Source organism: Streptococcus porcorum, from assembly GCF_053203725.1.
This window is the reverse complement of sequence record NZ_JBRUDG010000003.1, coordinates 82,695-102,457: the sequence shown is the minus strand read 5'-3', so window position 1 is coordinate 102,457 and position 19,763 is coordinate 82,695. Positions and strand designations below refer to the sequence as shown.

The 19,763-nt window shown below is 38.7% G+C and carries 18 protein-coding genes and 1 pseudogene; 13 read left to right on the top strand and 6 right to left on the bottom strand.

What is annotated here, in order from left to right; all coding sequences use genetic code 11:
* The 3 genes and pseudogenes from ACVRWY_RS01630 to ACVRWY_RS01620 form a co-directional block, all read right to left on the bottom strand.
* A pseudogene (locus ACVRWY_RS01630) lies at window positions 1-229 on the bottom strand (hypothetical protein); the annotation flags it as partial.
* Window positions 226-546, bottom strand: a complete 321-nt coding sequence (locus ACVRWY_RS01625; RefSeq protein ID WP_354367477.1) for a transposase — start codon at window positions 544-546, stop codon at window positions 226-228. The pseudogene ACVRWY_RS01630 and the gene ACVRWY_RS01625, both read right to left, overlap by 4 nt.
* 85 nt (window positions 547-631) lie before the next feature.
* Window positions 632-2,878 carry an ATP-dependent Clp protease ATP-binding subunit gene (locus ACVRWY_RS01620; RefSeq protein WP_354367475.1) on the bottom strand — a complete coding sequence of 749 codons (2,247 nt, stop codon included), beginning with the start codon at window positions 2,876-2,878 and terminating at the stop codon, window positions 632-634.
* 197 nt (window positions 2,879-3,075) lie between these two features.
* On the opposite strand from ACVRWY_RS01620, the gene argF reads away from it, so the two are divergent.
* Window positions 3,076-4,050: an ornithine carbamoyltransferase gene (gene argF / locus ACVRWY_RS01615; protein ID WP_354367473.1), complete on the top strand. Its 975-nt coding sequence runs from the start codon at window positions 3,076-3,078 to the stop codon at window positions 4,048-4,050.
* An 83-nt stretch (window positions 4,051-4,133) separates the two neighbouring features.
* Entirely contained in the window at window positions 4,134-4,364 is a 231-nt protein-coding gene (locus ACVRWY_RS01610) for a DUF1797 family protein (protein WP_354367471.1), read from the top strand.
* 87 nt (window positions 4,365-4,451) lie between these two features.
* On the opposite strand, the gene ACVRWY_RS01605 is transcribed toward ACVRWY_RS01610, so the two are convergent.
* The 3 genes from ACVRWY_RS01605 to ACVRWY_RS01595 form a co-directional block, all read right to left on the bottom strand.
* Window positions 4,452-5,288, bottom strand: a complete 837-nt coding sequence (locus ACVRWY_RS01605) for a sugar ABC transporter permease (protein ID WP_354367469.1) — start codon at window positions 5,286-5,288, stop codon at window positions 4,452-4,454.
* Complete coding sequence (locus ACVRWY_RS01600) at window positions 5,288-6,649, bottom strand: carbohydrate ABC transporter permease (protein ID WP_354367467.1); 1,362 nt, start codon at window positions 6,647-6,649, stop codon at window positions 5,288-5,290. Before ACVRWY_RS01600 ends, ACVRWY_RS01605 begins: the two co-directional genes overlap by 1 nt.
* A gap of 132 nt (window positions 6,650-6,781) precedes the next feature.
* Window positions 6,782-8,020, bottom strand: a complete 1,239-nt coding sequence (locus ACVRWY_RS01595; RefSeq protein WP_354367465.1) for an extracellular solute-binding protein — start codon at window positions 8,018-8,020, stop codon at window positions 6,782-6,784.
* A gap of 236 nt (window positions 8,021-8,256) precedes the next feature.
* Here ACVRWY_RS01595 and ACVRWY_RS01590 point away from each other — a divergent pair, with 236 nt between their 5' ends.
* From ACVRWY_RS01590 to ACVRWY_RS01540, 11 genes are all read left to right on the top strand, one after another.
* Window positions 8,257-9,861, top strand: coding sequence for a glycoside hydrolase family 13 protein (locus ACVRWY_RS01590; protein ID WP_354367463.1), 1,605 nt, complete (start codon window positions 8,257-8,259; stop codon window positions 9,859-9,861).
* Window positions 9,862-11,487: an alpha-glucosidase gene (locus tag ACVRWY_RS01585; RefSeq protein WP_354367461.1), complete on the top strand. Its 1,626-nt coding sequence runs from the start codon at window positions 9,862-9,864 to the stop codon at window positions 11,485-11,487.
* A gap of 19 nt (window positions 11,488-11,506) precedes the next feature.
* Window positions 11,507-12,229 carry a hypothetical protein gene (locus tag ACVRWY_RS01580; protein WP_354367459.1) on the top strand — a complete coding sequence of 241 codons (723 nt, stop codon included), beginning with the start codon at window positions 11,507-11,509 and terminating at the stop codon, window positions 12,227-12,229.
* Window positions 12,230-12,300: 71 nt separating this feature from the next.
* Window positions 12,301-13,314, top strand: coding sequence for a LacI family DNA-binding transcriptional regulator (locus tag ACVRWY_RS01575; RefSeq protein ID WP_354367457.1), 1,014 nt, complete (start codon window positions 12,301-12,303; stop codon window positions 13,312-13,314).
* Window positions 13,315-13,604: 290 nt separating this feature from the next.
* Entirely contained in the window at window positions 13,605-14,291 is a 687-nt protein-coding gene (locus ACVRWY_RS01570) for an amino acid ABC transporter permease (RefSeq protein WP_354367455.1), read from the top strand.
* Window positions 14,291-15,025 carry an amino acid ABC transporter ATP-binding protein gene (locus ACVRWY_RS01565; protein WP_354367453.1) on the top strand — a complete coding sequence of 245 codons (735 nt, stop codon included), beginning with the start codon at window positions 14,291-14,293 and terminating at the stop codon, window positions 15,023-15,025. The genes ACVRWY_RS01570 and ACVRWY_RS01565 overlap by 1 nt, the downstream gene beginning before the upstream one ends.
* Before the next feature lie 106 nt (window positions 15,026-15,131).
* Window positions 15,132-15,593, top strand: a complete 462-nt coding sequence (locus ACVRWY_RS01560; protein ID WP_354367451.1) for a FeoA family protein — start codon at window positions 15,132-15,134, stop codon at window positions 15,591-15,593.
* 5 nt (window positions 15,594-15,598) lie between these two features.
* Window positions 15,599-17,740, top strand: coding sequence for a ferrous iron transport protein B (gene feoB / locus ACVRWY_RS01555; protein WP_354367449.1), 2,142 nt, complete (start codon window positions 15,599-15,601; stop codon window positions 17,738-17,740).
* Window positions 17,741-17,749: 9 nt separating this feature from the next.
* The gene (locus ACVRWY_RS01550; protein ID WP_354367447.1) at window positions 17,750-17,914 is read left to right on the top strand and encodes a FeoB-associated Cys-rich membrane protein; all 165 of its coding nucleotides are present in this window, start codon (window positions 17,750-17,752) and stop codon (window positions 17,912-17,914) included.
* A 95-nt stretch (window positions 17,915-18,009) separates the two neighbouring features.
* Window positions 18,010-18,864: a bifunctional methylenetetrahydrofolate dehydrogenase/methenyltetrahydrofolate cyclohydrolase gene (locus tag ACVRWY_RS01545; protein ID WP_354367445.1), complete on the top strand. Its 855-nt coding sequence runs from the start codon at window positions 18,010-18,012 to the stop codon at window positions 18,862-18,864.
* The gene (locus ACVRWY_RS01540; protein WP_354367443.1) at window positions 18,861-19,694 is read left to right on the top strand and encodes an NAD(P)H-hydrate dehydratase; all 834 of its coding nucleotides are present in this window, start codon (window positions 18,861-18,863) and stop codon (window positions 19,692-19,694) included. The genes ACVRWY_RS01545 and ACVRWY_RS01540 overlap by 4 nt, the downstream gene beginning before the upstream one ends.
* Window positions 19,695-19,763 lie beyond the last annotated feature (69 nt).

The following is a 19,763-nucleotide window of genomic DNA, read 5'->3' as shown; positions in this document are numbered from 1 at the left end:
AGTGCCTTCTCAGTTGATAAGAGATGAAGCGATAGCCTTTTTGAGTGTCATGGAAGATAGCTGTAATCTTTTGAGCTAAGTTCGCATCAAACTGTTTATAGACTGGTCTCCCCTTGCTCAACCAAAGATAATAGGAAGACCTGGGGAAGCCAAAATAGGAACATAAAGAGGAGACTGAGTAACGATCTTTCAACTGCTCCACGACTTGATAGAGGTGGACTCTTCTCACGGATTGAGGAGAGTCCTTAAGGTCTTTAAAATTGCATTCTCCATTCGTAGATAAGTATTCTGCTCCTCTAAGGTCATCTCCTCTAGATTCCTTGTTTTGGGACGACCAGTGGACTTCCTACCTCGTAGATCTTGGGCGAGTAAAGTAGGGTCTTCTCGGTATTTTCTTGTCCAATTCAAAACTTGGTTGTCTGATTTTAACCCATATTTTTTGACAATAGAAGGCATCCCTCCGCTCTTTCCGCTGAGGTAGTCTTCAACTACCTGTAGTTTGAACTCGGGTGAATATTTGGTGAACTTACTTCCTTTTTTAGCCATGAGAAAAGAACCTCCTTATATGAACAGTATATAACTTTTTTAACTGTCCATTATAAGCGGTTCTTTTCAATTTTTCTTACTCTTTTTAGTTATCTTCGGATTTTTTAGAAGATTTAATCATAATATGCCCATTGCTGGTCATCACGGCTTTAAGTTGTCTTTCACTCGGATTTTCAAGGTAGAAGTCAGTGATAGCATCTTCAATATGATCCTGAATGGTACGACGGAGTGGTCTTGCTCCCATTTTAGGATCATAGCCGAGATCAACTAGCTTTTCTTTTACTTTATCGGTTACCTCAAGATGAATATCATTAGCTGATAAGCGCTCATTGACATTAGCTAGCATAAGATCAACAATTTGCAGTAAATTGTTTTTGCTGAGAGGTTGGAATTCAATAATCCCATCAAAGCGGTTCATAAATTCTGGACTAAAGAAATCACCGAGTTGGTTCATCACAGAGCTAGTTCGTCCTTCGCGTGCAGCTCCAAAGCCAACAGATGCTTCAACTTTGCCTGTTCCAGCGTTTGAGGTCATAATAATAATGGTATCCTTGAAACTTACTGTTCGTCCTTGACCGTCTGTTAAACGGCCATCATCCAAGACTTGTAAAAACATGTGCATCACATCAGGATGTGCTTTTTCAACCTCGTCAAGTAGGATGAGAGAGTAAGGATTGCGGCGAACTTTTTCAGTTAATTGTCCTGCCTCATCATATCCAACATAACCAGGAGGAGCTCCAACCAGTTTGGCAACGGCATGTTTTTCCATATATTCACTCATATCAAAACGAATCATGCTATCAGCAGAACCAAATAGCTCAATTGCGAGCTGTTTGGAAAGCTCAGTTTTTCCAACTCCAGTTGGTCCTACAAAAAGGAAACTACCAATAGGACGATTAGGAGAACCTAGTCCAACACGATTACGACGGATGGCTTTTGCAATTTTATCAACGGCGGTATCTTGACCGATGACGTGAGCTTTTAAATCTTCTGCCAGATTGACCAACTGGGTTTGTTCTTTTTCTTTAAGATCACCAACAGGGATATTCGTTTTTTGCTCTACAATGGCTTCGATAGTTTTTTCTGTAATAATAGGAACATCTTGTTCGTCAATTTTAGCATTTTGTAGTTCTTTATACTTGGCAATTTGATCACGGAAGTAAGCTGCGCGCTCATAATCTTCATCACGTGTTGCTTGAGCTTTGAGATTTTCAGCTTCAATTAAACGTTGATCGATTTCTTTAGGGTCCACAAAATTAAGGGTCAAGTTTAATTTTGAGCCAGCTTCATCTAATAGGTCGATGGCTTTATCTGGTAAGAAGCGGTCTTGAATATAGCGATTTGAAAGGATAGCAGCAGCTTGAATGGCCTCGTCAGTATATTTAACATGATGATAATCTTCGTATTTTTTTTGAATGCCTTTTAAAATTGTAATAGTTTCTTCAACACTTGGTTCATCTACTTTTACAGGCTGCATACGTCGTTCCAGTGCAGCGTCTTTTTCAATGATGCGGTATTCATTGAGAGTAGTTGCTCCCACCATTTGAAGCTCACCACGAGCTAAAGCAGGTTTTAAAATGTTACCGGCATCCATATTACCTTCGCTTGTACCCCCTGCTCCAACAATTTCATGGATTTCATCAATAAAGAGGATAACATCTTGACGGCGACGAATCTCATCCATTAATTTTTGCATGCGCTCTTCAAATTGTCCACGAATACCTGTTCCTTGAACTAAACTAACGACATCCAAACGAATCACTTTTTTAGCTTGAAGTTTTTGAGGAACATCACCATCGATAATCTTTTGAGCTAATCCTTCAACAACAGCCGTCTTCCCAACACCAGGTTCTCCAATGAGAACGGGGTTATTTTTAGTCCGACGGTTTAAAATTTCAATGACACGAATAATCTCCTCGTCACGTCCGATAACAGGATCAATATTACCTTTACGAGCAATCTCTGTGACATCAATTCCAAATTCGTCTAGCAGGCCTTTTTCTTGAGGTTGTGAGTTAGAGCGGGGACCATTGGTAAAACCGCCATTCCCACCACCAGGTCCTCTTTGACCAGCTTGCGTGTCGGGAGTTTTAGGGCGATTAGGAGTATTAAAGGCTCTAAAATTATTTAAATCTCCAAAGAAATCATCAAAAAATGGATCCATACTATCTTGGGTTGTTTGTCCATTTAGTCCGCCTAAAATTGTTTGGCTAGGATCAGTCTTCATAATTTGATAACAATTTTGACAGAGGTCAATTTGTTTTTGTTGTCCGTTAATATTTGTATAGAGGTGAATGGTAGAATCATTCATTTTGCAATTTTGACACAGCATATCTTTTCCTCGGTTTCTATCTAGATTTCAGACCAGATGACTTTTTTGGTCAAACTTGGTCAAATATAAGTTCATTATAGCACTAAAGCTGTTAAAAGACAATTTTTGAGCATGATTTTATAAAATTATAAAAATAAAGTTTACATTTATGAATAAATATACTAAAATAGTATAAAAATACAAAAAGAGGTAAACCAATGGCACAGTCATTTTTAAAAGAGATTGATTTTACAAAAGAAGAATTATTGCATTTCATCAAAAAGTCTGAGGAATTTAAACAACTCAAAAAAAATAAGGTTCCTCATCGTTACCATGAGGGCTTGAACATTGCTTTGATTTTTGAAAAGGCTTCAACCCGTACACGCTCTGCCTTTACGGTGGCAGGTCAGGATTTGGGAATGGCTGTCACTTATTTAGGAGCAGGGGAGATTCAATTGGGGCAAAAGGAGTCTGTTGAAGATACGGCTAAGGTTTTAGGGTCTATGTTTGATGGGATTGAATATCGTGGGTTTAAACAAGAGGATGTTGAAACGCTGGCTCAATACTCAGGTGTACCTGTTTGGAATGGTCTGACAGATGAGTGGCATCCTACACAGATGATTGCTGATTTTTTAACCATTAAAGAAGTCTTTGGGCATTTGGAAGGTTTGCATTTGGCTTATTTGGGAGATGGACGTAATAATATGGCTAATTCGCTTTTGGTCACTGCAGCCAAGCTAGGTCTAGATATTTCTATCATTGCCCCTAAGAGTCTGCAGCCTGATAAGGAAGTTCTCGCTATTGCCAAACAACACCAAACAGGGGGACAGATCACGGTTACAGATGATGTTGAAGCGGTTAAGGGAGCTGATATTCTCTATACTGATGTCTGGGTATCCATGGGAGAAGAGGTGGACTTTAAGGAGCGTATTGATTTGCTGATGCCTTACCAGATCAACGCGGAGCTTTTAGAAAAAGTAGAGAATAAAGACGCCATTGTTTTACATTGTTTACCAGCTTTTCATGATACTAAGACGCAGATCGGTCAAGAACTTTATGACAAATATGGCTATGAGGCTTTAGAGATAACGGATGACGTTTTTAAAACTTACAGTCCATATATCTTCCAAGAAGCAGAAAATCGCATGCACTCAATTAAGGCTATTATGCATGAGACACTAAAAAATAGCTAAAAATAAGGGCTTTGCTTGTTAGAATCCCTAGTTTTATGATAAAATAGAGTTGTCTATAAAACGATTAGAGGAGAAAAGATAAGATGGAATCACATTTAGTGAGAATTATTAACCGCCTTGAATTAATGGCGACAGATGGCGGAAACTTGAAACGCAATTTTGAGCGTGATGGTGTTGTTGTCGCAGAGGTTGCATTTAACAATGATCCAGAAAATGGACCAGTGTTTACCCTTCGTGATATGGAAGCGCGTGAATCTTACACATTTGATAGCATTGATTTAATTGCTATGGAAATTTATGACCTACTTTATTAAGATATAGAAAAAGTCCCAGAGCTAGCTCTGGGACTTTTTCTATATCTTAATAGGATAAAGGCTTGGAAAATTCCAAGCCTTATGATTTTATTTAACAGAACCGCCTGTAATGCCTTCAACGTAGTATTTTTGCATGAACATAAATAGCAAGGTGATTGGAATAGCGATAAGAACAGATCCTGCAGTAAAGGACATAAACCAGTCATTGATGGTATCTTGTTGCAACATAGAGAAGAGTCCAATAGCAACGGTGTATTTATTAGTGGCGTCACCAAGAATAACTTTAGCAAAAATGAAGTCCATCCAAGGTGCGATAAAGGCCATCAAAGCAGTGTAAACAATAATTGGTTTTGAGAGTGGCAGTGTAATCTTGAAGAAAATGTCAAGACGTGTTGCCCCATCGATCATTGCTGACTCATCCAGTGAGTAGGGGATGGTGTCAAAGAAACCTTTTGCAATATAGAAGCCTAAAGCTGCTCCTGAAGAGTAAACAAGAACTAAGGCTGTTAAAGTTTGGTCAAGGTTAAGAGCTTTTAAAATATAATAAACAGCAATCATACTCATAAAGCCAGGGAACATATTAAGTACAAGAGCTAGCTTTAAAAAGCCATTTCTGTGTTTAAATTTGATTCGGCTAAGAGAGTAGGCCATAGCAACAGTAATAAATGTTGAAATAACACAACTAGCTAAGGCAACGATAAAGGTATTTAAGAACCAACGTCCAAAAGGAAAAGAGCTATTTGTAAAGAGTTGAACGTAATTATCTAAAGTAAAGGTTTTAGGGATGAAGTAAGGGACATAGGCTGTTCCTTCACCACGAAAACTGGTCAAAACTACCCATACAATCGGAAAAAGCCAAATGATGGATAAGACTGTTAGAAGTGTATAAACAAAAGCTAAATTTAATCGTTTTTTATTTTGCATTATTTGGCTACTCCTTCTTTGTAAGATGCTGTTCTAGTATAAGCTAAAAGACTGAAGATAGCAGATAGAACAAAGATGAGGATTCCGACAACTGAGGCGATGTTGTAATCAGCAGCAGTGACGGTCAGGTTATACAACCAAGTTACCAAAAGATCAGTTGAACCTGCTTGGTAGTATTCAGAGTTAGTTGGTCCACCTTGTGTAAGAAGGTAGATGACGTTGAAGTTGTTGATGTTTCCGATAAATTGTTGGATAAGGGTTGGTGTCATGATCAACAGAATTTGAGGGAAAGTGATGGATTTAAAGATTTGGAATTTGCTTGCCCCATCAATTTCAGCAGCTTCAATTTGTTCGCTAGGAAGGTTCATGATGATCCCCGTAGCAACTAACATAGTGACTGGGATTCCGACCCACATATTGACAAAAATTATAGAGAATTTAGCCCAGATTGGGTCTGAGAGAAACGGAAGCGCGTGTTTAATCAAGCCCATATTCATCAACAGTGCATTAAGTGGTCCTTCATCGTTAAGAAGGTGACGCATGATTAATAGTGAGATGAATTGGGGCACTGCCATGGTGATGACAAAAATGGTTCGCCATACTTTTTTCCCTTTGAGTCCCTTAGTGTTAATAAGGAGAGCTAAAACGATACCAAAAAAGAAGTTCGTAACGGTAGCAAATACTGCCCAAATTAAAGTCCAAGATAAAACTGGGAAGAAGGTTCCAGCCATACGACCAGTAAAGATATTTCCGAAATTGGTTAATCCGACCCAATCAAAAAGTGATTTAGGTGGGAGGTGATTGTGGTCATAATTGGTAAAGGCAAGAGTGACCATATAAATAAGAGGGAGGATGGTAAAGAGCAAGACCCCTAAAAGAGGAATAGCCATTAAGGTCATATGGAAACGTCCATTGGCTAACGTTTTAAAATCCTCTTTGAAGCTTGGTGCAGGCTCTCCTTCGCGTTTTAAAACATAGAGATTGCGCGCACTCTTTAAGTTACACCAGTAAATGTAAGCAAATACTGCACAAAAGATGAGTGATGCCAGTCCAAAAATGAGAAGGAGCATGGAGTTGTCACCTTCTACGGCAACTTGCATTTTAATCCCATCGATTTCTTTTGTGACCATTCCTTGAGATTTTGTACCAAGGGTGATCAGATCTTTGATACTTGGAATAATTTGGCTAAAGAAAGCGATAAGAAACAAGATTTGGCTAGATAAGAATAAACTTCCTTTCACAATTTGCTTATTAGCAAAGTTAGCAAATCCCATCACAAGAAAAGATAACTTGGTTTCTAGTCCACCTTTTTGAAAGGCTTCTTTGACAGAAACAGAATCAAATAGATAATTATTATTCATTTATGCCTCCAAATGATAATTAGTAGTTAATGTCTTCTAAAATCATCAAATAGTGAGAATCTTAGAAGACATTGGCTACTAACCAATAAATAAAATCGGTGAGGAGATCACTCCCCTCACCAACTTACAAGATTATTTTGTATTAGCAATATCTTCATCGAATTGTTTAAGTTTATCGAGGTAGTTGCTTTCTTTAATTTTACCATTGTAAGTATCGCTTAGGATAGCTGCACTTTCTGTCCAGAATGTTGACATTTGACTAAGTTTAGGCATAACAACTGTGTAGTCTGAAGATGATGCCATTTGTGTGACAGCTTGAGCTAGGATATTGTTTTGAACGTCACTTGATTCTTGTACTTCTTTGTTTGAAGGGACAATGTTACGTGTTTCAAACTGATTTTTTTGGCTTTCTGCATTTGTTAAGGCTGCGGCAAGTTTATAGCTAGCTGCGATACGTTTTGTGTCTGTTCCAGCAGGCGCTTGGTTAACGGCGTAGAGTTTCACACCAAGGAAGGCTTTTTGTTGGACTTCTTTATCACCGATAGTAACTTTTGGATAAACAGCAACACCGAGGTTTTCAGCGCCAACGGCTTTGACAGCAGCATCATAATCCCATGGACCTGATTCGATAGCAGCAACAGATCCATCGCCAAATTTAGACATCACGTTGTTAGCATCAAGGTTAACAAAACCAGAGTTGTCTTTTTGAGCAGCAATCCATTTGAGAACAGAAACACCTGCTTCATTACCCCAGTTTGTTCCTTTTGGATCTTCACCAGATTCACCAAATAGAGTGTCGCCTACAGACATGAAGAGTGGCCCTGTGGCATAGGCATTCATTTGTTTAAAGGTTGCACCAAATGTTGCTTTAGATGTAATGGTTTCGTATGACTTCACATCTTCTTCAGAAAGTTTTGTTTTGTTGTAGAAGAGAACTTGTGATTCAACACCAAATGGGAACGCATAAGTTTTTCCTTTGTATTGCGCACCAAGAAGGGCTTGTTCTGTATCATTTTTCTCGATAGCTTCAGCGTATTGTTCTGGGATTTCTTGGATAACACCAGATTCAACGAGTTGTCCAAGTTGATCGTGTGGTAGTGAGAAAACATCAGCAGCTTTAGAAGGATCTTTTTTCACGTTTTCTTGTGCTTTGGAATCATTTGATTCGATAATCTTAACTTTGATTCCTTTATTTTCTTTTTCAAACTGCTTAACAGTATCTTGATAAGATTTTTTAGCTCCAGTTGGAACCCAAAGTTTGATAGTAGTTGTATCTGCAGCCTCAGCTTTAGGAGCATTAGCAACAAGAGCTGCACCAGCAGCAAGTGAAAGAACAGCTGTGCTTACAAGCACTTTTTTCCAAGATTTCATACTTTTCTCCTCCAAAATGGGATATAATTTATTTACAAGACTATTATGCAACCGTTTGCAAAAAAAGTCAAGTACTTTTGCAATATTTTTTTATTTTTTTTTAAAATAGGGTTAATTCACCACTAAAATGTCTTACATAGTATGCAAACGAAGAACAAACGTTTGCATAAAATTCTTGATTTTTCATAAAAAAGGTGTAGAATGAAAAATGAATTGAAAGAATAAAGGAGAGATTTATGCAAAAGAAATGGTGGCATCAAGCTGTAATTTATCAAATCTATCCTAAGAGTTTTAGAGATACCAATGGCGATGGTATCGGAGATCTTCAAGGGATTATTAGTAAGTTAGATTATTTGGACTATTTAGGGATTACTGCTATCTGGTTATCCCCAGTTTATCAGAGTCCAATGGATGATAACGGCTATGATATTTCTGACTATGAAGCTATTGCACACGAATTTGGTTCTATGGCCGACATGGAGATGCTACTAACAGAAGCAAGACGTCGCGGTATTCGTATTATTATGGATTTAGTGGTCAACCATACCTCAGATGAGCATGCTTGGTTTATAGAAGCTAAGGCTAATCCGTCTAGTCCAGAAAGAGAATATTATATTTGGAGAGATGAGCCTAATGCTTTGGATTCTATCTTTGGAGGCTCTGCTTGGGAATATGATGATGCTTCGGGCCAATACTATCTTCATTTTTTTGGTAAAAAACAGCCTGATTTAAATTGGGAAAATCCAGTTCTTCGTCAAAAAATATATGATATGATGAATTTTTGGATTGATAAGGGAATTGCAGGTTTTCGGATGGATGTGATTGATATGATCGGTAAAATCCCTGACCGGTTGATAGCTAATAATGGTCCAAAACTTCATGATTACCTAAAGGAGATGCATTCACAGACGCTTTGTGGGAAAGATTTGTTAACTGTTGGTGAAACCTGGGGAGCGACACCTGATATCGCAAAACAATATTCTAGACAAGAAAATCATGAGTTGTCAATGGTCTTTCAATTTGAACATATTGGCTTACAACATGAAGAAGGCAAAGACAAGTGGTCGTACACAGATCTTGATGTTCCTCGTCTAAAATCTATTTTAAGCAAGTGGCAGACGGATTTAGGTGTGACAGAGGGTTGGAATTCACTTTTTTGGAATAACCATGATTTGCCTAGGGTGTTGTCTATTTGGGGCAATAGTGGCGTTTACCGAGAAAAGTCTGCGAAAGCCTTGGCTATCTTGTTACACTTGATGAGAGGGACGCCTTATATTTATCAAGGAGAAGAAATAGGGATGACCAATTATCCCTTTGAAAACTTAGATCAAATAAATGATTTAGAATCTCTTCATTTTGCCAAGGAAGCGAGCACAAAGGGAGTTAGCCAAGAAGCTATTTTGGATGCTATTCGAGTTGTAGGGCGAGACAATGCAAGGACCCCGATGCAGTGGGATAATACTGAGAATGCTGGTTTTTCAAATGGAAAACCTTGGTTAGCCGTTAACCCTAATTATAAAACTATCAATGTCGCCAAAGCTCTAGCGGATAAATCATCTATTTTTTATACCTATAAAGCTTTGGTTAATTTGAGAAAAACACAAGATTGGTTGGTAGAAGCAGATTATGAGATTCTGACAACAGCAGATAAAGTTTTTGCTTATTTAAGAAAAAATGAGGAGAAGACTTATTTGGTTGTGGTCAATCTATCAGATGAAAGCCAAAGCTTCTCATCTAGATATGATATGGTGTCAGAGGTGATTGCTAATAGACCTTACCCTAAAACCTTAAAAAAAGTTGATTTAGAACCTTGGGGTGCTTTTTGTGTAGAGGTAGAGTAGATGAAACAGGATTGGTACCAATCAGCAGTTGGATATGAAATTTATCCAAGAAGTTTTTGTGATAGTAATGGTGATGGAATCGGTGATATCAAGGGTATCATTTCAAAGCTAGCTTACTTAAAAGATCTAGGGATTGATTTTATATGGATAACACCGATGTATGCCTCCCCCAATGTCGATAATGGTTATGATATCTCGGATTACTATGCTATCAATCCTGAGTATGGAACTTTAGAAGATGTCAAGGACTTGATTCAACAAGCTCATGAAATGGGGATAAAGGTATTGTTTGATTTAGTGGTCAATCATACATCAGATCAACATCCTTGGTTTCGGGATGCTAAATCCTCAAAAACCAGTCCTTACCGAGATTTTTACCATTGGAAAAAGGGAAAAGACAATCGTCCTCCTAATGATTGGATAGGATTTTCAGGTTTATCGACTTGGACCTACGATGCGTTAACTGATGAATATTATTTTCATTTATTTGATCAGAAACAACCTGATTTGAATTGGAAAAATCCCAAACTAAGACAAGCAATTTATGATATGATACGATTTTGGTTGGAGTTAGGGATTGATGGCTTTAGAATAGATGCTATTAGCCATATTCAAAAGGCAGATTGGGATGTAAAACTTCAAGATTCAAAGGGAGATGGAGCTTATCAACCCTTTATGAATGTTTCAGGGATTGAAGCCTATCTCTCTGATATGAAGGCGATTTATGAAGAGTATGATGCCTTGACAGTTGGTGAGGCAAGTGGTGTCTCTAGTCAAGAGGCTCCTAAATGGACTGGTCGTAATGGTTATATGACCATGCTGTTTGAATGGGAGCATAATTACCGTTTTGAAACAGGTAAAGGAGATGTTGTCAAATTTATTGAGATTTTAGACCGTTGGCAAGTAGATATGCAAGAGCAGAGGTGGTTGGGCTTATACTTAGAAAATCATGATCTCCCTAGAATTATTGATACCTTTGGTGACGGGAGTGATTCTTCTGCAAAAGCCTTTGCGGTAGCTTACTTTTGTTTAAGGGGGACACCTTTTATCTACCAAGGACAAGAAATTGGCATGACAAATGGTGATTTTAAAACCTTGGAAGAGTTCAATGAACCTAAAATGAAGCGACGTTATGAAAGTTATCGTCAGCTTTTAGCAGATAAAGAGGCTTTTGAGCGAGCTAAAGCTTGGAGTAAGGACAATGCTAGAACACCGATGCAATGGGATGCTAGTTGCTATGCTGGTTTTTCTACAGTAAAACCGTGGCTAAGAGTGAATAGTCAATATAGAGAAAAAAATATCGCTTTAGCCCAAAAGGATGAGCAATCTGTATTTTATCTCTATAAGAATTTGATCAACCTACGTCATCATTCTCAGGCAATAGCAGTCGGAAACTATCAGCGTATCCTAGTAGGACATGAGGCTGTATTTGTCTATCAGCGGCAAAGTCAAACAGAATCATGTTTAATCTTAGTGAATTTAACAGCTGAGAAAGTCTCAATTTCTATGCCTAAAGTGATAAGAGATAAAAATTGGCGACTAGTATTGTCGTCTGAAAAAGAGGGGCTGAAACTTAAAAAAAGCCTGTCATTACCAGCATATTTTTATGCTGTTTATCAAATATGAAAAAATAAAGAGGTGAGTTATGGAACAATTGGAGAGATTAGACGAAATTATAGCAAATATCAAATCTATCAAGGGTGCACAAGCCCTTATTGGAATTGGAACCACAGGCAGTGATAGAGAGAGAATGGATGATTATTCCGATCTTGATTTTTTTGTCATAGCTGAGAAAGATGAAAAACCAGACTTGTTAGATCAGCTGGATTGGTTGGAGACCCCAACGGCTAGCTTGGTTTTTTCATTTAAAAATACGCCAGATGGCTATAAAGTTCTTTATTCAGATGGCATCTATGTTGAGTTTGCTATTTTTACTGAAAAAGAGTATCAGGAGGTTCCTCTGGCTTGTGATAAGGTCTTATGGAGTCGAGAAGAGATTAGTTTAAAAGGTAAGCATGACCCTGTGCGAACGAATCCTGACTGGTATTTTAATGAAGCAATTACCAATTTATATGTTGCAAAAATGCGTGTTCTTCGTGGTGAGGTGATTTCAGCTCACTATTACTTGGATCATGCTGTAGATGATATTATGACAGGGATTACCCTTAGTCAAGAAAGTCTGCATAAAGAGTCCATTGACTGGGCAAATCCTGCTCGTCGATTTGAAAAGCATTTTCCTGCAGAAGCTGCTGTGGTTGATGAGATTTTTGCCAATTCTACTAAAGTAGGCATTAAGTTAGCCTTCAAGCTTCTTGAAAATTATATTGAGATTAATAAAGAGTTGGAAAGTCTTATTAATGATTTTTAATAGAGTTTATCCTTGAACTTCTTAACTTGATATGTCAAAATATAACGAGATAAAATGAAAGGAGGATAGAAATGGTTACGATAAAAGATGTAGCAGAAAGAGCAGGAGTGAACCCCTCGACTGTCAGTCGTGCTTTAAAGGATAGCTCTGCCATCTCTCAAAAAACCAAAGATAGAGTGAAAAAAGCCATGGATGAACTTGGCTATGTTCCAAACGTGGCAGCCAAGATGTTAGCATCAGGCTTGACGCGCTCTGTTGGTGTGATTTTGCCTCCTCTAACAAAAGACCGTGTTGCTCAGCCTTTTTTCATGGAGATTTTAACGGTCATCAATAATGAAGCTAAAAAACGCTCCTTTACTGTTTCTATTGCCACTGCCAGCACAGTGGAAGAATTAACTGAGCATGTTGAGTTAATGTACAAGCAACGACGTGTTGATGGCTTCATTGTTTTATACTCTCAAAAAGATGATCCTGTTCGCGAGTATCTGACAGCGCAGAATATTCCGTTTGTTGTGGTGGGTGAGCCAGAAGAGCTGGGAAATGAAATCACTTATATTGATAATGATAACCAGTTAATGGGGAGAACAGCTGTTGATGTTTTGATAGAAAATGGACATGATAAGATTTTATTTGTCACAGATGATTTAAATAGTCAAGTCTTTTCAGAGCGTTATTTAGGTTATCAGATTGAAATGACTAAAAGAGGACTGGTAGCAGAATATCCGATCTTATTTGATAAGGAAGATGCTCTTAGCTTAGATGCCTTTAAGTCTCTATTAGATAAGACTGAGGCAACTGCTTTGGTGGTTGTCGATGATATGTTGTCTGTCCGTGTGATTCAATTTTTATCTTTTTATGATATTAACGTCCCACATGATGTGTCGATTGTTTCTTTTAACAATTCATCTTATGCAAAAATTATTCATCCTTACTTAACCACTTTTGATATCAATATTCCTCAACTGGGTAAGGCGAGTTTAGCACGTTTATTAGATAAACTAGATGTGAGTAAAGATGAGAATGAAAAGGTTATTGTTCCTTTTACACTGAAAAAAAGAGAGAGTGTTAGAAACTTAAAAAAATAGCAAAAACCTTGATTTTTCGGGGGGGGGGGTGCTATAATACTCCTATATCGGACGTGAGGGTATTCATCGTCTGATAGTACTTTGGGCTCCTTTTTCTGACAAGGTATTGCCCCTAAATAGTTTAATTTCCCATTGCAATACTTCTATTCCCCATAGTGAAAAAGGAATTCAAAAGGTTGAACAGGCTGTTCAGCCTTTTTATTTTAAGGGTTTTAGTTAGCTTGGGTTGTATTTTTATGCATTTTTTATTATAATAGATTCACACATTTTTAGAGGAGTTAGTAATTTAAATGGATTTTTCATTTTTGCCTAAGTATTGGGCTTATTTTAACTACGGCGTTGTCGTGACTATCTTGATTTCTGCCTTTGTGGTTTTCTTTGGAACCATCATTGGTGTCTTGGTGGCCCTTGCTAAACGTAGTAATATTAAAGTATTGGACTGGTTAGTGAGTTTTTATGTTTGGGTTTTTCGTGGCACACCGATGGTGGTCCAAATTATGATTTCTTTTGCTTGGATGAAATTTCATAATTTACCCACTATTCCGTTTGGTGTTTTAGATATGGATTTTTCTCGCTTATTACCTGGGATGATTATTTTATCACTCAATAGTGGAGCTTATATTTCAGAAACAGTTCGTGCGGGGATTGATGCTGTGCCCAAAGGACAGCTTGAAGCAGCTTATTCTTTGGGGATTCGCCCTAAAAATGCTATGCGCTATGTTATCTTGCCACAAGCTCTTAAAAATATCCTCCCAGCACTTGGTAATGAATTTGTGACAATTATTAAAGATAGTTCGCTTCTTCAAACCATTGGGGTCATGGAATTGTGGAATGGTGCTCAATCTGTTGTAACAGCAACCTATCTACCGATTGAACCGTTATTATTTGCAGCCTTCTACTATTTGATTGTAACGACTGTTATGTCTGCAATGATCAAGCGTTTTGAAAACCGTTTAGGGCAAGGAGAGAAAAAATAATGTCAGAAGCAATTATTAGCATCAAAGACCTTCATAAGTATTTTGGAAACAATGAAGTGTTAAAGGGAATTGACCTTGATATTTCAAAAGGGGAGGTTGTCGTCATCATCGGTCCGTCAGGATCTGGTAAATCTACTTTTCTGCGTACCATGAACCTTCTTGAAGTACCAACAAAAGGAACAGTAACCTTTGAAGGAGTTGATATCACTGACAAGTCAAATGATATCTTTAAGATGCGTGAAAAGATGGGAATGGTTTTCCAACAGTTTAACCTTTTCCCTAACATGACAGTACTTGACAACATCACCTTATCACCGATTAAAACGAAAGGCACATCAAAAGCTGAGGCAGAAGCTAAGGCTTATGAGTTGCTTGAAAAAGTTGGGCTAAGGGAAAAAGCTCAAGCCTATCCAGCGAGTCTATCAGGAGGGCAACAGCAGCGTATTGCGATTGCCCGTGGTCTAGCGATGGATCCAGATGTACTTTTGTTTGATGAGCCAACATCAGCTCTTGATCCTGAAATGGTAGGAGAAGTGTTGGGTGTCATGCAAGACTTGGCTAAGTCAGGGATGACGATGGTAATTGTCACTCACGAGATGGGCTTTGCGCGTGAAGTGGCAGATCGTGTGATCTTTATGGATGGCGGTTATATTGTTGAAGATGGGACACCAAAAGAAATCTTTGATGCTACTAAGGAAGCACGAACTAAGGATTTCCTAAGTAAAGTACTATAAATCAATAATAATTCCAATATGAAAAATATGACAGATAAGGATGTTTATCTGTCTTTTTATGTGCTATAATGATGAAAAATTACTACAAAGGAAGGGTGAAAGATAGTTGTTATTAATAGATGCCAAAGTTGATGTGGATTATCAAGTTCAGCATATTGATTTAAACGAGGAAAGTTGCAGGCATTTGGCGACTATGGGTTTAAAGCAGGGGACTCACTTGAAATTAGTCGCCAAAACCAAATCAAATGCTATTGTCATGGTTAAAGGAGCTAGGCTTGCTTTTGATAATGCTATCTTGGAGCGAGTAAGTGTTGTGCTTTACGAGGGAGAAGGGCAGCTGATATCGTTAGCTGACTTACCTGTTGGTCACTTTGCCTATGTCAAAGAGATCAATACTGTTGGAGAAGCGAAACGACGGTTGATGGATATGGGCTTGACCAAGCATACGAAGATCTGTCTTAGAAAGGTTGCCCCTTTAGGTGATCCGATTGAAATTAGTCTGCGAGGTTATGAATTAACGCTTCGTAAATCAGAAGCTCAGTTGATTACAGTGGTTGAGGAGGAATAAGAAAAATGGAAATCGCCTTGATTGGAAATCCGAACTGTGGGAAGACCTCTTTGTTTAACCTCATGACAGGAAATCGGCAGCGTGTGGGAAACTGGCCTGGTGTGACGGTTGAAAGAAAATCTGGTACTTACAAATCTGATAAGAGCTTAGCCATTCAAGATTTACCAGGAATCTATTCGATGTCGCCCTACTCACCAGAGGAATTAGTAGCTAGAGATTATCTGTTGAGCCATGAGGCAGACGCTATTTTAAATATTGTTGATAGCACAAACTTGGAGCGTAATCTTTATTTGACCACCCAGCTGTTGGAGGCGGGGCTACCTGTGACGATTGCTCTTAATATGAGCGATGTTTTAAAAAGTCAAGGGAAAACTATCGACGAAGAAAAGCTGAGCTATCATATGGGTGTGCCTGTAGTGTCAACCAGTGCCACTAAAAATATAGGTATTGAGAAAGCCATCAAGTTGGCTAAAAAATCAGCTCAAGTTGACAGTACTTTTGCCTATCCGACTTATGATAAAAGATTTGAGGTGGCTTTAGCTGAAATCATAGATGTTTTAGGGACAGCAGTTTTAGCAAGTGACGCACGATTTTATGCCATCAAGCTATTTGAAGGAGATCAGCAAGTTTGGGAACAGCTTTCCTTGTCTGATTTTCAGAAAAAAGAAATCAAAGATATCATCAAGATCACCGAGGAAATCTATACTGAAGATGCGGAATCCATTTTAATCAATGAGCGCTATGCTTTCATTGAAAAGGTGGCCAAGCTGGCACAGACCAAGGAAGATGATTTTGCCTTGACCTTGTCAGATAAGATTGACCAGATTGTGACCAATCGCTTTTTAGCCCTTCCGATTTTTGCTATGGTGATGTGGTTGGTTTACTACCTATCTATTCAAACGGTTGGGATTATGGGAACGGATTGGGCTAATGATGTTCTTTTTGGTGAATGGGTTCCAAATGCAGTAGGATCTGTTTTAGAAAGCTTAAAGGTTGATGCTTGGATGCAGGGCTTGATCCTAGATGGGATTGTAGCGGGCTGTGGGGCAGTTCTTGGTTTTGTTCCTCAAATTTTTGTCCTCTTTCTGTGTTTGGGGATTTTAGAAGATGTTGGTTATATGAGTCGTGTCGCCTTTGTGATGGATCGTATTTTTAGACGTTTTGGCATGTCGGGTAAGACCTTTATTCCTATGTTGATTGCGACAGGTTGTGGGGTTCCTGGTGTCATGGCTAGTCGGACCATTGAAAACGAACGAGATCGCAGAATCACCGTGATGACCACTACCTTTATGCCGTGTTCGGCTAAATTACCCATCATCGCCTTAGTAGCAGGTGCCTTTTTCCCTAAAAATCCTTGGATTGCCCCAAGTGCTTATTTTGTAGGAATTGGTGCCATTGTCCTATCTGGTATTGCTCTTAAGAAAATACGGCTACTTGGTGGGATGGCCAGTCCGTTTATCATGGAGTTGCCAAGTTATCACCTTCCAAAAACAAGTTCGGTTTTGCGTTATGCCTTTAATAAGGCCATGAGTTTTATTAAACGTGCCGGCTCTGTGATTTTTGTCATGAACATCTTGATTTGGTTCATGAGTACTTATAGCTTTACTTTAGAAGCTGTCGATACAGAAAATAGTATTTTGGTAAGTATTGGGCGGGCTTTCTCTGTTTTATTTGCTCCACTAGGTTTTGGCAACTGGCGTGCTACTGTTGCAACAGTAACAGGTTTGGTGGCTAAGGAAACCGTGGTTGCTACCTTTGGTATTCTTTATAATGTCAAGGATGCTTCAGAAAGCAGTCACGGCTTATGGTCTAATCTACAACTGGATTACACGGCCTTATCAGCTTATTCTTTCTTAGTCTTTAATCTTTTATGTGCACCTTGCTTTGCGGCGGTAGGAGCAATTAAGCGAGAGATGAATAGTTTAGGATGGACTTGGTTGGCGATTGCTTTTCAGACGGGACTAGCTTATAGCGTGAGCTTGATTATTTATCAACTTGGTTTATTGCTAACAGGGCATGCTGTGACTATTTGGACAGGCATAGCGGTGCTTCTTGTCTTGGTCTTTGCTTACTTAATTATGAGAAAACCAAAGTCTCAGGAAGTTAGGGTAATCAGTTTAGAAAACCTTGTTGGTCAAGGTTCTTAGGAGGTTATGATGTCATTAGCAACCTTAATTATTTTAATTGTTTTAGTTATCTTGTCAGTCTGGATTATTAAAAGTACCCTACAAAAAAAAGGAGCTTGTAGCGACTGTGACTGCTCTTGTGCTATTAAAGATGAGATAAAAAAGAATAATAATACTGAAATCAATAAATCATGATAATCATCTAACTTATCAAAAAATTCTGAAAAAAGGTGGGTCAAGGCCTACCTTTTTTGTTATAATAGTCTCAATACAATGTTCAAGGAGAGATTATGGCTCAGATAATTGATGGAAAAGCATTAGCTCAAAAAATGCAGAAAAAGTTAGCAGAAAAGGTCGCTCGTTTAAAGGCGGAAAAAGGTATCGTACCAGGGTTAGTGGTGATTTTAGTAGGGGAAAATCCAGCTAGCCAGGTCTATGTTCGTAATAAAGAGCATTCTGCCTTGGCTGCTGGTTTTAAAAGTCAGGTTGTTCGCCTGCCTGAATCAACTTCACAAGAGGAGTTGTTGGATGTGATTGCAATCTATAATGCGGATACTTCATTTCATGGGATTTTGGTACAATTACCCTTGCCTGATCATATCAATGAAGAAGCTGTGTTATTAGCGATTGATCCTAATAAAGATGTAGATGGTTTTCATCCGATGAATATGGGTCGTTTATGGAGTGGACATCCTGTTATGGTGCCTTGTACACCAGCTGGGATTATGGAGATGTTTAAAGACTATCATATCGATCTGGAAGGTAAACATGCCGTGGTGATTGGGCGTAGTAATATCGTCGGAAAACCAATGGCTCAACTCTTACTTAATAAAAATGCAACGGTGACCCTCACGCATTCTAGAACGCATCATTTAGCAGAGGTCGCTAAAAAGGCTGATATCTTAGTTGTGGCAATTGGCCGTGGGCATTTTGTGACAAAGAATTTTGTTAAAGAGGGCGCGGTAGTGATTGATGTCGGCATGAACCGTGATGAAAATGGAAAGCTGATTGGAGATGTTAAGTATGATGAGGTAGCTGAACTTGCCAGTTACATCACCCCTGTACCAGGTGGTGTAGGCCCTATGACCATTACCATGCTGATGGAACAAACCTATGAGTCAGCCCTTAGAAGTGTGAACAGATGAGAATAGAGGAAAGTTTAGCTAAAAAGGTTGTGGTAAAGCGTGAGCCAAATGCTTACAAATGGGCTTTTGGACGTGTTCTCTTAGTAGGTGGTCAAGCTCCTTTTGGTGGTGCTATTATTATATCAGCCCTAGCCTGTGTGAAAAGCGGAGCAGGCTTAGTGAGTGTGGCAACTGATAGGGAAAATCTGACTGCCCTTCACACTCACTTACCAGAAGCTATGGGATTTGATATGCGCGATCAAGATTTGTTGGCGCGTGAAGTGGATGCAGCAACTGTTATTTTGATTGGTCCAGGCTTAGCTGAAAATAGGCTGTCTGAAACTATTTTTAACCAAGTCTTAGAAAGAGTTAGAGCAGATCAAGTCTTAGTGATGGATGCCTCAGCCCTAAATTTATTGGCCAAAAAAGAACGTTCCATCTTACCTCATTCATCGCTTGTCTTAACACCTCATCAAAAAGAGTGGGAACGCTTGAGTGGCTTATCGCCTGATGCACAGGATGATCTCACCAATTTTAAAGCTTTGAAAGACTTTCCAGATCAGACAATTTTAGTACATAAACGCCATCAAACACGTGTCTATCAAGGAGATAAAGTGGGTCACATTACTGTTGGAGGTCCCTATCAAGCAACAGGTGGTATGGGAGATACTTTAGCAGGGATGATTGCAGGCTTTCTAGCCCAATTTAGGCAAGATCTTTGGGAAAGTGTTGCTGCTGCAGTTTATCTTCACTCAGCTATTGCAGACCACCTTTCACAAGATGCTTACATCGTCCTCCCAACGCAGATCAGCCAATACTTGCCAATAGCCATGCGGCAATTGTTAGAATAATGTTAAAGATTCTAGTCTGAACCGCACCCCAAAAGTTAGAATGAAAAAATCTAACTTATGGGGTGCTAT